Annotated in this window: 9 protein-coding genes and 2 pseudogenes; 2 read left to right on the top strand and 9 right to left on the bottom strand. The window is 59.4% G+C overall.

The genetic code is table 11. The features are described from left to right. Window positions 1-93 precede the first annotated feature (93 nt). Entirely contained in the window at window positions 94-1,020 is a 927-nt protein-coding gene (locus LQ231_RS12920; protein WP_230171618.1) for a TetR/AcrR family transcriptional regulator, read from the bottom strand. Here LQ231_RS12920 and LQ231_RS12915 point away from each other — a divergent pair. Beyond that, window positions 981-1,826 (top strand): DUF2182 domain-containing protein, encoded by an 846-nt coding sequence (locus LQ231_RS12915; RefSeq protein ID WP_230171617.1) that lies wholly within the window; start codon window positions 981-983, stop codon window positions 1,824-1,826. The genes LQ231_RS12920 and LQ231_RS12915 overlap by 40 nt on opposite strands. Before the next feature lie 264 nt (window positions 1,827-2,090). Here LQ231_RS12915 and LQ231_RS12910 read toward each other — a convergent pair whose 3' ends face one another. The 7 genes and pseudogenes from LQ231_RS12910 to LQ231_RS12880 form a co-directional block, all read right to left on the bottom strand. Continuing rightward, a complete protein-coding gene (locus LQ231_RS12910) occupies window positions 2,091-2,894 on the bottom strand; it encodes an ABC transporter permease (RefSeq protein ID WP_230171616.1) in 804 nt (267 codons plus the stop codon). Window positions 2,895-2,907: 13 nt separating this feature from the next. Then, window positions 2,908-3,843: an ABC transporter permease gene (locus LQ231_RS12905; RefSeq protein ID WP_230171615.1), complete on the bottom strand. Its 936-nt coding sequence runs from the start codon at window positions 3,841-3,843 to the stop codon at window positions 2,908-2,910. Between the two features lie 30 nt (window positions 3,844-3,873). After that, the gene (locus LQ231_RS12900; protein ID WP_230171614.1) at window positions 3,874-4,992 is read right to left on the bottom strand and encodes an ABC transporter ATP-binding protein; all 1,119 of its coding nucleotides are present in this window, start codon (window positions 4,990-4,992) and stop codon (window positions 3,874-3,876) included. 69 nt (window positions 4,993-5,061) lie between these two features. Then, window positions 5,062-6,240 carry a PotD/PotF family extracellular solute-binding protein gene (locus tag LQ231_RS12895; protein WP_230171613.1) on the bottom strand — a complete coding sequence of 393 codons (1,179 nt, stop codon included), beginning with the start codon at window positions 6,238-6,240 and terminating at the stop codon, window positions 5,062-5,064. A 97-nt stretch (window positions 6,241-6,337) separates the two neighbouring features. Then, the gene (locus tag LQ231_RS12890) at window positions 6,338-8,323 is read right to left on the bottom strand and encodes a primary-amine oxidase (RefSeq protein ID WP_230171612.1); all 1,986 of its coding nucleotides are present in this window, start codon (window positions 8,321-8,323) and stop codon (window positions 6,338-6,340) included. Between the two features lie 255 nt (window positions 8,324-8,578). Then, on the bottom strand, window positions 8,579-9,274 hold the full coding sequence (locus tag LQ231_RS12885) for a helix-turn-helix transcriptional regulator (protein WP_230171611.1): 696 nt from the start codon (window positions 9,272-9,274) through the stop codon (window positions 8,579-8,581). A gap of 152 nt (window positions 9,275-9,426) precedes the next feature. After that, window positions 9,427-9,897: pseudogene (locus LQ231_RS12880) on the bottom strand (transketolase); the annotation flags it as partial. On the opposite strand from LQ231_RS12880, the pseudogene LQ231_RS12875 reads away from it, so the two are divergent. After that, a pseudogene (locus LQ231_RS12875) lies at window positions 9,898-10,317 on the top strand (transposase); the annotation flags it as partial. Window positions 10,318-10,542: 225 nt separating this feature from the next. On the opposite strand, the gene putA reads toward LQ231_RS12875, so the two are convergent. Further along, window positions 10,543-14,259: a trifunctional transcriptional regulator/proline dehydrogenase/L-glutamate gamma-semialdehyde dehydrogenase gene (putA, locus tag LQ231_RS12870; RefSeq protein WP_290371358.1), complete on the bottom strand. Its 3,717-nt coding sequence runs from the start codon at window positions 14,257-14,259 to the stop codon at window positions 10,543-10,545. Window positions 14,260-14,344: the final 85 nt, after the last annotated feature.

The raw sequence follows: 14,344 nt of genomic DNA, 5'->3' as shown, positions 1-14,344 counted from the left end.
TGCATGCCGGCAATAGGGGAGGCTCGTCGCCAACCTTCGATGCAACGACACAGTTCAAAAATGTTGCTAGAAATTTCGATTATTGAATTGTGCTCAAGACACGGTGGCGCGCTTCTGCAGGTGTTCCGGCAAATAGCAGCGCAGATAGGTCAAGGCAGCAAGGACGGCCTCCTCGACATATTCGTCGGTAATATGTCCGTGCATGGCATAGGACAGGGCCCAGATGCCGTCGATCAAGGCCAGGGAAATTGCGATCCGCTTCTCCAGTTCCGGCATGGCAGGCAGATCGAATACCTCCCGCAGATACTCTGCACGACGGGTGGCAATCGCGGCGTTACCCGATACATCGACGTTGCGGATTTCAACACTGACACCAGCGCCCATAAACAGACGAAGTGCCGCCGGCTCACTGTTCAGAAAGGCGGCGCTTCGACGCAGGCGATAAATGAAGACATCTTGCCAGCGATCTGGAATGTTCGATCCTTCCGTCATCGCCAGTTCAAAGATCTGACCATGGTATCGACTGGCCAAGGCTTCGAGCGCAGCATTACGATTGGGAAAAAAATGGTAGACCGACGCCAGCGGTACGCCTGCGTTCTCTGCGATTTGCGCCAGACTGATATCTTCATTCGGTCGTTGACCGAGAACGGCCGCAGCAGCATCCAGAAGGAGCTCATATCGCTCGATGCCGCGCTTGCGCCGCGACGGGCGCAACTGGTTCGGTGAGATAGTGTCCGCTTTTTCGTTCATCCTTATCAGATAGCCGATCTTCTCCGTGAAGGTAAAGAATATGATGGCGCGATTGTAAGCACTGTCATCTGGTCCGGCGCTGACAACGATCGATAGCCACAATCGCACAACGGTCGGCTGAATACCTCGTTTCCCTCCCTCCACCAAACGGTTGATTGCGTAGTGTCGGTCCAGTGCGGAGACTTGCGTCTCGTATCGAGATACGGTCAGCCTGGAAAGGAACGACTGGGATGACTTCGCTGCAATTTTTGCCTTCCATGCGGTTGCCACCTTTCGCACCACTGCCATTTGTGATCGCGGCAAGCTTTGTCGCGCTGGGATGGCTGGCGATCTTCGACATGCTCGGTACGGCCATTTTCTTGCCTGAAAACGGGTCGCTTGGCCCCGGTATGGCGACCGCCAGTGCAATCTTCCTTATGATGAAAGGTATCCGCATTGAACTCTGGCAGTCACTTTGTATCGCAGATGTAGCGCCATCTTTCTCATGGGTTTCCTGGAGCCAGTTCTGCAGCATGGGGGCAATAATGACGCTGGCGATGATGTTGCCCTGCGCAACGCCCGCATGGAGGATGCTCAAAACCGGATGTTCTGCCGCCACTGGTTTCGCCTTCCTCGGCGGCTACAGCGTCATCTGGATCCTGTTTTCCCTGGTGCTCGCGACAATCGATATGACATTGCATCTTCACGTCGGATCACACCTCGTCTCCACCGCGGGAATGACAGGTGTTGTGGCCGCAGGCGCTATTATCGGTGCCGGAGCATTTCAATGGACACCAATCAAAAACAGCGCACGCCTCAAAATCGCAACAGGCAAAGTTCTGGCAAGTCATAGTAACGAGAGTATCTGCGCATCGTTTGCGGCAGGCCTTCGCTATGCCGGATGTTGTGTAAAATCCAACGGGCCGTTGATGATGACCATGATCTTTCTTGGCATGATGAACATCGTCGCCATGGCGCTTCTTCTCTTGGCAATGATTCTAGAGAAAGGAGTGGTGCGAAACCGTGTATCGCACGGCATCGGCATTGCCCTCGTTCTGGCCGGATCTACGTGGGCTTATTGGGCAGCAACGGCATAATACTTTTCTTGCATCACGGTTGCTACTGCCGGAAAGGTCGTCGTCTGGCTTGTCGCCCTCGGCAATTTCATTGCCACAGCAATTCCGTCGCTAAGGTGCAATCGACATCGCCTGAAATCAACCGGTCATTCGTGGACAAAAACGCCGTACGCCAGCACTAAACCTGATCCGATCTAGCGCGTTTTGTCCTTCACGAAGCTTGGGTGATTTCGGCCAATCAAGCGGCGGCCCCAATCAGCCGCCAACCCGCTGCATCTGGTTTAGCTAGCCTTTGATCTGGCGGCGCTTCATGAGAGCCGAGATGTGGTGGCCGGATGCCATGACCACGGCAGCGGCCAGGATCGTTAGCGTGCCGACGGCGGGCACCTGCGGCGTATAGCCGGATTGCAGCTTGGCGCTGACCCATTCGGGAATGGTCGAATCGGCGCCGGACGACAGCATGGACAGCGGGAAATTTGCCCAGGACAGCAGGAAGGCGAAGGTGAAGCCGGAAAATATGCCCGGAGCCAGCAAGGGCAGGGTGATTTCACGCATCACCTGCCAGCGGCTCGCTCCCAGATCATAGGCGGCCTCCTCCACTGCCGGATCGAAGGAATAGACCTGGATGGCGATCACCAGCGTGGCGATCGGCGCGATCCAGACCAGATGGGCAAAGACGGTCGCCTGCCAGGAGGGCGTGATGCCGAGCGCGGTGAACCACAGCAGCAGGGCAAGCCCCAGCACGGCCTGCGGAAAGAGGATGGGCAGCAGAATGATCTTCTGGAACAGGCGCCGGCCCTTCCAGTCGTAGCGGGCAAAGGCGAGCGCCCCGAAAAAGGCCAGCACCGTCGACAGGCAGGCGACGGCTATCGCGACGACGGTTGAGGTCCAGAAGAAATCGCGGATCGACAGGGATTCAAAGACTTCGAGATACCATTTGTCCGAATATTTCGGCACCGGGAAGCTGAAATATTTGGAGCGCGAGAAGGAGGCCAGCGCCATGGTGATCATCGGCAGATACATGAAGATTATGAGGGCTGCCATGGCGCTGCCATAGGCGAGGGTGGCGCGGCGGCTGAAATCGTTCATGAGCGTGTTCCTCTCATCGCTTGCGGCCGAAGATTGCGTCGAGATCGACGCGCTTGAACATGGCCAGCGCCAGGGATCCGGCCAGTATGATCATCAGCATCGACAGGGCCGAGCCTTTCGGCCAGTTCTGCGCGAAGGTGAATTCCTTCTGGATGTCCTGGGCAATCATCACTACGGCCGTGCCGCCGAGCACCTTGGCCTCGGTGATGGCACCGGCGGCGAGGATGAAGGTGATTAGCGCGCCGATCATGATGCCGGGCATGGCGAGCGGTATGTCGACCTCCTTCATCACTTGCCAGCGGCTGGCGCCGAGATCGAAGGCGGCTTCGCGCATCTGGGGTGGAACCATCGAGACGCCGAGGATCATCGGGAAGAGCATCATCGGCAGGTTGATGTAGACGAGGCCGAACAGCGTCGCGCTAAAGGTATAGAGCATGGAATCGACGGGGATGCCGAAATAGGTCTGGATGGTGCCGGAGACGACGCCGCCCTTGACCAGGAACAGCATCCAGCCCATCAGCCGCAGATTGTCGGCAACGAACAGCGGCGCGGCCAGCACCAGCGCCAGAATTCCGGCCTTTCGGGTAAACACCCGCACCATGGCCACGGCCAACGGATAGCAGATCACCAGCAGGATGGCGACGGTGGAGGCGGCCAGTTGCAGGGAGGCGAGGAAGGACAGGTAATAACTGTCGGCAAAGATCGTGCGGAAATTCTCAAACGTTGGCATCTGCAGGACAGAAAAGGTCTGCGGCGGCATGAAGGCGAAGACGAAGACCAGTGTCAGGGGGCCGAGAAAACCGAACAGCAGCAGAAGGCCGACCGGGACCGCTGCCAGGAAACCGGGTTTCATCATGCCGCGGCCGAGCCGCACCGCCCAGGGTTCGGCGCGGGAAACCTTACGCGGCAGGGCGGCATTGTGGCTGAGCGTTTCGCTTGCATCCGTCATGCGCGACGTCCTTCGTCAATACTGCTCATATCAATTGGCAAAACGGGCGGTCGGAAAAATGGTCGAATCCTTGGCGTCCCAGGCGATCGTGACGCGACCGCCGCGGGCGCGGGCCAGCTGCTGCTCGCGCAGTTTCTCGACCAGGAAGACCTGGGCATCTCCGACACGCACCTGATATTGCACCCGCGATCCCAGCAGATATTCATTGTAGACCACGCCTTCGAGCTTGTTGGCGGCCGGAGAAGCGGGGTCGTCGAGAAAGCGGATGTCTTCGGGGCGGATGACCAGCGAACCGCCGGCAAAGGCGTCGGCAATCGGCGGCGCCAGATAACTGGCGCCGGTCGCCTGATCGATCACGGTGCCGTCCGGGCCGGGGCCGACATCGAGAATATTGACCTCGCCCATGAATTCCGAGACGAAGCGGGTCGAGGGATTGCCGTAGATCTCGTTGGGCGTGCCGATCTGCACGAAGCGGCCCTTGTTCATCACGCCGATGCGGTCCGACATCACCATGGCTTCCTCGAGCGAATGGGTGATGTAGACGAAGGTCTTGCCGGTTTCGCGGTGGATGTCCTTCAGTTCCTTTTCCAGAATCTTGCGCAGCTTGTAGTCGAGCGCCGACAGCGGTTCGTCGAAGAACAGGATTTCGGGATCGAAGGCCAGCGCCCGGGCAAGCGCGACGCGCTGGCGTTCGCCGCCGGAGCATTGCAGCACGCCCTTGCCGTAATAGCTTTCCGGCAGGCGCAATTGCGCCATCAGTTCCAGCGCCCGTTCCTTGCGGCTTCCTGCCTTCACGCCGCGGATCTTCAAGGGGAATTCGATGTTCTGGCCGACGGTGCGATGGGGAAACAACGCCAGGGACTGGAAGACCATGCAGGTCGGGCGCTTGTTGGCCGGCACGTCGTTGATGCGTTCGCCGCGCAAGAGGATATCGCCATTGGTCGGCTTGTCCATGCCGACCAGCATGCGCACCATAGTCGTCTTGCCGCTGCCGGACGGGCCGACGATGGTGAAGAACTCGCCCTCGCGAATATCCAGGCTGATGCGGTCGACGGCCGGAAATTCGCCGAAGAACTTGTCGACGCCGCGCAGTTGGAGAATGGGCAGGGGCGTTGTGGATGCGATGTCGGCGGTGGCTGCTGTCATCATGCGGTCCCATCTGTCTGTTGGCAGGGTCGGAACGGCGGGAAGGCCAGGAGCGGCGGCTTCCCGTCGTCATCAGGCCTTCTCGCGCACGGCGGCGGAGAAGATCTCGTGCAGCTTTGTGTAGCTCGGGATGATGTCGAAGTCGGCGCATTTGGCCATGTCGGCCGCCAGCGTGTCGTACTGGAAGGCATCGAGTTCTTCGGTGTTGAACAGCGACATGACCTTGGGATCGCCCATCTGACCGACCGGGTTGTAGGTGCCCTCGGCAAAGGACACGTTCTTGGCGGTTTCCGGGCGGAAGCAATATTCGAGGAAATCCTCGGCGCGCGGCGAGAGCTCAGGGTTGTTGACCAGCGAGGTCAGTTCCATCCAGCAGACGCCGGCCTTGCCGCCCATTTCCTCCGGTCCCTTGTTGGGCACGATACAGCGCAGGTTGGGATTACCATCGTAGCGCGCCGCGGAAACAGAATAGACGCTGCCGGGGAACGAGCCTTCGATCGAGCCGTTGATCATGCCAAGCGCAATGGCGTTCATGTCGTCCGACAGGAAGGCGGCATTGTTGATCAGCTTGCGCATCAACACTTCGTATTTGCCGATTTCGTCGTCGGTCATTTCGCGGAACGGGCTGAAGCCGGCGGCGATCACCACATGCATGATGACCCAGTCGTCATACATCAGCACGGCATATTTGCCCTTGTAGCTGTCCTGCAGCATCAGGTCGTAGCCCTCGTCTTCAAGGGTGGCGGCCGAGACCTTGTCGGTGTTGACCAACATGCCCGAAGGTCCATAGCGCTGGATCATGCCCAGCAATTGGTTACCGTCGTCGGAGGTCGACCATTTGTACGGCCATTTGAATTCGGGAATCATCATCTCCCAGAGCGGCTCGAACTTGGCCTTGTCGAGCGGCTTGATGAGGTTTTCCGGATAGAGCTGCCGGCGGCCCCAGGCATTGTTGAGGTTGATGATGTCCCAGACCTTGGTATCGCCGGCGCGCAACTGGTTGACGGCTTCCGGGTCGGAGATCAGCCCCTGCGCCTTGACGTTGCAGTCGAATTCCTTGCGGAACGGGTCGAGCACCTTGTCGGAATTGTAGCCCTCCCAGCAGTAGATGTTCATTTCCTTTTCGCGGGCCGCAAAGGCGCCACGCGGCAACATGGAGGCTGCGGCAATGCCGGCCGAAATCGAGACAGTGTCGCGCAGGAAGGCGCGCCGCGACTGGCTGAAGGATTGCAAGAGGTTTCTACGCTTCATGGATGGACCCTCTGGTTGGACATCGACATCATTGCGATTTGGCATTGCGAATGGGCATTGTGAGACAGGCAGGAGGCGGGGCGAGCCCGCCACCCGCTCAGCTGTGGCAGCAGGCAGCGCCTTGCGCATTGGACTTGCTGGCCTTGTTGGTTTCGGGCGGCAGGTTGATCAGCGGATTGCCGTTGAAGAAGCCGACCGGCATCAGCTTGAAACCGCACAGCACGCAGGGCTGGACCGGATGGTCCTCGACGCGGGGAATGTGGTGCAGGCCGAAGGAATGCCAGACGACGATATCGGTATTGTCGGTCGGCCGGTCCTTGGCCGTCCAGGTGGGCAGGCCGTCATTGCCGCTGGAATGGTTCATGTATTCGCCGGCCGGGAAGCGTTCCTCGGGATCGTAGGGTGTGACCCAGAGATGGTTGTAGACGAAGCCGCCGCGCTTGCCGGATGGGCCTTCCGGATTTGTGTAGGACTGGATGGCCGAAGGGGTTTCCAGCTTGTAGGCGGTTGGCTTGCCGACCCAGTTCTTGACGTTGGGATTGGTGATCTTCCAGTAACGCGACTTTTCGAAATCGACCCGGCGGCGTGCCTTCAACTCGCTGGTGAGCGGCGTCTGCTCGACATAGAAGGCATTGCCCATCGGATTGTCCGGGCCGATCGGCGGGGCCACGGTGTCGCATTCGACGACGGTGTTGTCAGGGCCGTCGACCTCCATGTCGAGGCGCATGCAGAAGACGTGCTGATGGATGTGGCCGACTACGCCGGGGGCGACTTCGGTGCCGTATTTCTGCTCTGAACCGGGAATGCAGGCGGCGGTGTTGATGACGCCGGTCGCCTTCATCTCGAATTCGATGGTGCCATCCTGGAACAGGTACCAGTAGCAGCAGTATTCGTAATTGCCGACCGTGGTGATCGAGGAAATGACGAGGCGGCGCATGCGGCGGGTCTCGGTGCGTTCCGAGCGGAAGTCGAAATGCTTCCAGGCAAGGCCAGCATCCTCTTCATGGATGCAGATCGCGCTCGGGATCAGGCGCGGATTGCCCATCATGTCGGGCAGAACGACGTCCATGTAGTGGATATGGCCGAGGCAATCGCAGCCGAGCGCCAGGGAATTGACCAGCTTGCCGAAGCCGTATTCGCCGCTGTCGAAGACGTTCTTGCGGTAATGCACGCCTTCCGGTGTGCCATAAGGCACGACCATTTCGGCCATCGACACCCGGTAGAGGATCGGCCGGCGCAGGCCGTCGACGGTATAGCCGACCTGCTGGAGGACGAGGCCCTCGCGACCGTTGAAGGAGATGCGCACATCCCAGTTGTCCCAGTTCAGCTTGTTGCCCTCGATGGTGAAGCTCGGGCCTTCGCTCTGGACCACATCCAGCGGCTTTAGCGGCTTGCGGAAATCGGTGAGCAGTTCCGGATCGTAGTTGATCAGTGTTTCCGGTATCGGAATATGCTGGCCGGAGGCGGGCAGATGATCATCGACCCGCAGCACCTCAAGCTTGTCGATATCCACGACGACATTCAGACCTTCGACGGGATGGGCGTAATAGTTGTCGAAGTCGGACATGCGCAGCCAGACGAACGCATGCGACAGGCGCCGGTTCTCTTCACCGGCAACCGGGAAATTGCCGGCCGGCCAGGGGTCGACGCAGACATAGGCCATGTTCTCGATGCCGCGTGCGCGGATGGCATCCTGGAAGCGCGGATCGGCCTTTGCGACCTCCTCGATCAGCAGGAATTCCTCCGGCGAGATCATCGGCCGTGCTTCGGCCAGGAACTCGACCTTGGTCACCGTGCCGAGCCCAAGATCCAGGCGACCGCGCCAGACACCTGTGCCGCCGCGCTTGTGCACGTTGAAGCGGGCCTTGCGCTCGATCGGCATGCCGGGAATGAACGCCCGCACGACATCCTTGGCCGGTTCCAGCAATTCGATCGTCTCGAACAGCAGAGCAGGGCCGAAATCGAAGTGGGCCCGCAGGATCGAGGCGGCCTTGACGAGCTCTTCCGCCGTCAGCGGATCGAGCGGATGGCTAAAGGCGGGTGAGGCCTGCAGGGACAGGGAAACATTGGGCCTCTCGTTCATGGCCGATCCTCCTTTGAAAGGTTTTTCACCGTCGACGTCGGCAACCATCATTTTGCGTCTCATCAACTCTTGGAGGTCAATATTTGTGCATGCCCAAATAATGTCCATCCACCGAACGGTTGACATACGTCAAAGAAGACAGGGTTTGGCCCGCAACGGCAAAGAGATAGGCCGGCACACGGCAAGCCGGCCGGCAGCGGTCACCGCAGGATGCGATGGTCGGACCTGTTCTGGGTATCCAGTGGCTTTGAAGGTTCAGCTGAACTGCATCATCCGTGACACCAGGCCGGCGCGATTGTCGACGCCGGCCTTGTCGAAGATGTGGATGAGATGGGTCTTCACGGTTGAAAGCCCGATTCCCAGACATTCGGCGATATCGGCATTCGTGCGGCCGCAGCACAGCAGTCTGGCAACTTCCGCCTCGCGCTGGGTCAGGTGCAGTAGGGCATTGGCTTTCTGGGCGGTGCCGGCCTTGGAGCGCGGCAACACCTCCTTGAGATTGAAGGAGATGTAGGGATGCAGCGTATCGGCTAGGTGGAACTGACTGTCAGTCGGCATGGTGTCGTCGGCCGTCCACATCACGCTGATACCGGCATAGATCTGGCTGTCGCGCTGAAAGATCAGTTCGATGGTGTTGCTGACCTGGAAGACGTCGAGGAACTGCCTGTAGAGGGCCACCTCGCTTGCCGGCGCATAGCGCCCAGCATCCATCATCTTGATCACCGGGTTCTGCTCATGCTCGATCTGGCGCACATGGAGCGGGTCATGGGCGTGCATCTCGCGGATGTAGATTTTCAGGAAGTCGGAGGGCACACGTGAACAGACGAAATTGTGCAGGTTATTGTTGTCATCAACTGAGTAAAACACCAGTCTGCTTGCTCCCAGTGCCCCGGAAAGCAGCCGAAACGTCTCATCGATGAATTCCCGCTTGCGAACCTCTGAGAAAGCCATGGCCATACTCCACAGTGCGCTAAAACGCCGCACTGCAATTAATGGTGCGATGCAGCAAGCGAGTCAAGCGCCCCTTCGATGCCGCTTTTAACAGTGTGCTGAGAGCTCCGTGTTCAGAATCGAGTGGGGCACGTCGAAATCGATAAATAGACTCAGGCGTCACTCCATGGTCGAACTCTACGCCTCTGGCTGTGCCGAACGGCTGCCTCCGCCGCTTCGATGATCGAATAGGTATCGATGCCGAAATGGGTATAGAGATCGGCGATCGTCCCGGTCTGGCAGAAATGCTCCACGCTGAAGCTGGTCAGCGCATGACCATGAACCGAGCCGAGCCAGCCGAGTGTTGCCGGATGACCATCGGTGACGGTTATCACATGGGCATGCTGGGGCAGGGGTGCGAGCAGCTCTTCCACGTGGCTACGGCCGCGCCATATCCGTGCCGCCTTGCGCGCTGTGCTGCCGTCCATCCAGCATTGAGCCGGTCGGACGACGTGACGGCCAGAACCGCCACGTCGCGATGCCGCTCCGCCGGTTGCCCTGCAGCGGTCAGCACTTCCGGTGCGGCACAGCCCTGGTACGCCAATACGAGAGGTGTTCGGTTGCGGTTCGCGAAGCCAGTAGGCCGCAAGTTCTTCGTGCTGGCCGACATCGGCGCGAACGCCAAACGTGGCAACAAAGCTGCGCCGATCTCGCCAATGGCATTGGAGGCCGTCAAACGGATCGATGCCCTGTTCGAAATCGAACGGGAGATCAACGGTCTTGCCGCCGATCAACGCATGGAGCGTCGCCGCCAGGACAGCCTGACAATCGTCGAAGAGCTGCATGATTGGCTCCAAACCGAACGGACTAAACTGTCGCGCAGTTCTCCCGTCGCTGAGCCGATCGACTACATGCTGAAGCGCTGGGATGGCTTCACGTCATTCCTCGATGACGGCCGGATTTGCCTGACGAACAATGCCGCCGAGCGAGTGCTTCGGGGCTTTGCGCTCGGACGGAAGTCATGGCTCTTCGCCGGATCGGATCGTGATGCTGAACGTGCGGCGTCCAGACCGGTGAACCTGCACACAATAAGGGCCCCCACGCGGTCATCAACGGATGCTTACGATGTTTCAAGTTTCCGCGGCGGACATCCTAATGATCACTGTTGCCAAGCCGGACCGGCATAGTCCACCGAAGCGCGGAAACGCATAATCGAAGGCGTAGAGATCCGTCGCCGTTTGGATGACAAGATGAGGCTGCCGGCGGTCAGCCGAGCAGCCTCAGTGGTTTTAGCCAATTGTCATCAGACTGGCATTCCCTCCAGCGGCGGCCGTGTTGATTGACGTCGAAACCTCTTCAAGAAGCCAATTGAGGCAATATGCACAACTATCCGAGGTCAGCTCTTCAGTTGTGGCAGCCTGGACGAGCACGAGCGGCCCTTCCATCGTCGCGATACGCTTATTGGCTTCTTGGACACGAGCCATGTCGCCTTCTACAAGCGCGCCCGCGAACGGACCTGCTCCGTTCCAATCTGAACTCCACGATACTCTTGAAGCTATGGCGAGGGGCAGGCCCGTCAACGCAGTTTCTAGATTGGAGTCCTTGTCAATGACGACATGGTTGCCTGTGGCGAGGGCAGCAGCCAGCTGACGGAACAAGCCCTTTTCGGTTTGAGGCGCGAGCAGTATGCGCCCGCGCGGATGCAGGGCATAGAGGTTGCGCTCGCCGACAGGCCCAGCCAGTTCGTAGTTGAGACCGAGCGCGGAAACATCCACAAGATCACGGGCAGCTTCTGCATCCGCGTTGTGACCCCTGCGGCCGAGCCACGACGCGAAGTCACGAAGACCGGGATCGGTGTGCACCGAACTGTGACGTGGCGGCACCGGGGCAGTCTGTACGAGGCGACCGATATAGAGCGGACCACCCGCCTTTGGACCGGTACCGGACAAACCTCGACCGCCGAAGGGCTGCACGCCGACAACTGCACCGATTATGTTGCGGTTCACATAGAGATTTCCGGCCTTGATCTTGCTGGTGACGTGCTCGATCGTCTCATCCAGACGTGTGTGAAGGCCGAAGGTCAGCCCGTAGCCGGACTCGTTGACCTCGTCGATGAGACGGTCGAGGTCCTCACGGCGGTAACGGATGATGTGGAGCACAGGGCCGAACACCTCGCGGGTCAGATCGGACATCTTGGTCAGCTCTATGATCGTCGGCGCAACGAACGTTCCGAGTTTTGCGCATTCTGGCAGAGGCAGCTGCTCCACCTTGCAGCCGAGCGACCGCATGCGTTCAATGTGCGTTTCGATGTCAGCCTGGGCGAATTCAGTGATGACAGGGCCGATATCCACGTTCAGTCTGTCGGTGCGACCAATGCTCAGTTCCTTGAGCGCTCCCTTGAGCATTGCCAAAGTGCGGTCGGCGATGTCTTCCTGAAGGCAAAGCACACGAAGTGCGGAGCAGCGCTGCCCAGCGCTGTCGAAGGCGGATGCAATAACGTCAGAAACGACCTGTTCCGCAAGCGCGGAGGAATCAACGATCATACCATTTTGTCCGCCCGTTTCTGCGACCAGCGGAATGGGCTTGCCCGTTTCGGATAGCCGTTCGGCAAGCTGCGCCTGGATCTGCCGTGCCACGTCGGTGGAGCCGGTGAACATTACGCCCGCGGTTTCGGGCGCAGCAACCAGAGCCGCACCCACACGGCCGCTGCCAGGCACGAATTGCAGCGCGCTGCGTGGCACGCCCGCTTCGTGTAGGATCTTTACGCTCTCGAATGCGATAATTGGGGTAACGCCCGCAGGCTTGGCCATGACAGAATTGCCAGCGACGAGGGCGGCCGCAACCTGGCCGGTGAAAATCGCCAGCGGGAAGTTCCATGGGCTGATGCAGAGCACAGCACCCAATGGTTTATGAGATGGACCGAGCGTCTTGCGCGCTTGAACGGCATAATAGCGCAGGAAGTCAATCGCCTCGCGAACCTCACCGACCGCGTTTGCGGCAGATTTGCCGGCTTCACGCATGGCGATCGCCATCAGTACCTCAAGCCGTTGCTGCATCAGGTTGGCGGCCCGGTCCAGGCAGTCCGCACGTTCGGCAGGCGACGTTGCCGCCCATTGCGCTACGCCCTGAGCCGCCATCTGGGCAATCCTGCCCGCGTCTTCAACGGAAAGCTCGGTGACCTTGCCGACAATGTCATTGTGATCGGCGGGATTCAGGATCGGGCGCTCAGCTCCTGACAGCGAACCGTCAGCCAGGAGCGGGGTCGCGTGCCAGTTCACCCTGACCGTTGCCGCCAGCTCTGCCGCCAACTTGGCAAGCGTTGTCTCGTTTGACAAGTCGAGACCACTCGAGTTCAACCGCTCCCGGCCAAAGAGTGCTGCTGGCAGCGCGATTTGGTCGTGCGGCATTCCGACCACCGGCATCGCTTCAACGATATCGACCGGATCGGCCACGAGTTCGTCGACCGAGACGTTCTCGTCGGAGATGCGATTGACGAAGGAGGAGTTCGCACCATTTTCTAGGAGCCTGCGTACCAAATAGGCGAGAAGCGTCTCATGCGTGCCGACGGGAGCATAGATTCGGCAAGGGCGGTCGAGCTTGGCGTTGCCAACAACTTCGTCATAGAGGGGTTCCCCCATTCCGTGAAGGCACTGGAATTCGTACTTGCCGACCTGGAACTCCGGCCCCGCAAGGTGATAGATTGTCGCGAGCGACTGGGCGTTGTGCGTGGCAAATTGCGGGAAAACGGCCTCCGGCGCGGCGAGCAGCTTTTGCGCGCATGCGATATACGCGACGTCCGTGTGAATCTTGCGGGTGTAGACCGGGAAACCCTCCAAGCCCTCCAACTGGGCGCGCTTGATTTCGGCGTCCCAATAAGCGCCCTTGACGAGGCGGACCATAATTCGGCGGTTCGAGCGTCTTGCGAGATCGATGATGTAGTCCAGCACGAAGGGGCAGCGCTTGCCATACGCCTGGACCACGAACCCGAGGCCGTTCCATCCACCCAGGTCCTCGTCCAAGCTCAACTCTTCAAGTAGGTCCAGCGAGATCTCAAGCCTGTCCGCTTCCTCAGCATCGATATTCAGCCCGATATCGTAGCTTTTCGATAGCACTGCCAAGCGCTTCACGAGCGGTAGCAGCTCACTCATCACGCGCTGTGCCTGACTACGGCTGTAGCGGGGATGGAGCGCGGAGAGTTTAATGGAAATTCCAGGCCCTTCGTACACGCCGCGACCTTGAGAGGCTTTGCCGATTGCGTGGATGGCATTTTCGTAGTCGCGCAAATATCGAACTGCATCCGCGGCGGTAGTCGCCGCTTCCCCGAGCATGTCGTATGAATAGCGGAATCCGCGCGCTTCCAGTGCCTTAGATCGCTTGATGGCTTCGTCGATGGTTTCGCCCGTTACAAATTGTTCGCCCATCATTCGCATTGCCATGTCCACACCGCGGCGGATGACTGGCTCGCCCGCACGTGCGATCAGCCGGGTCAACGCTGCTGACAGGCTTCGATCATTCACCGTGGAGGTCAGCTTTCCTGTGACGACCAGGCCCCAGGTGGCTGCATTGACAAACATGGACTTCGTGCCGCCGAGGTGGGCCTTCCAGTCCCCTTCCGAGATCTTATCCCGGATGAGGGCGTCACGTGTCTCGGTGTCGGGGATACGAAGCAGCGCTTCGGCGAGGCACATAAGCGCTACGCCTTCCTGGCTCGACAATGAATATTCGTGAACGAGCCCTTCGACCCCGGTTCCCTTGTGCTTGGCACGCAGTGCTCCGATCAGCTTGCGGGCTGTAATTGAGATCTGCGTTTTGGTGGCCTCGCCGAGACGGGCGGACGCGACAAGTGGAGGTAGGCAGTCCGGCTCCGGTGTACGGTAGGCGGCCGTTATAGCCTGCCGAAAAGCTGACTGCGTGCGGATCGGCGGGGCGAACACTGCGAAAGGTCGCGAGATCTCGATTTCGGCATTTGATTGAGGCTGTGAGGACATTTGTTGACCTTTCGACAATAGCTTGCAGACCGATTCTAGCAGGGAAACCCTAGGCAGTTCGCCTTTGTTTCGCTATCATGCAGCACTTAGTGAGCTATTTTCC

The organism is Rhizobium sp. CECT 9324 (assembly GCF_918741265.1).
Classification (GTDB): Bacteria; Pseudomonadota; Alphaproteobacteria; order Rhizobiales; family Rhizobiaceae; genus Allorhizobium.
This window is presented reverse-complemented; position numbering and strand designations above follow the sequence as displayed.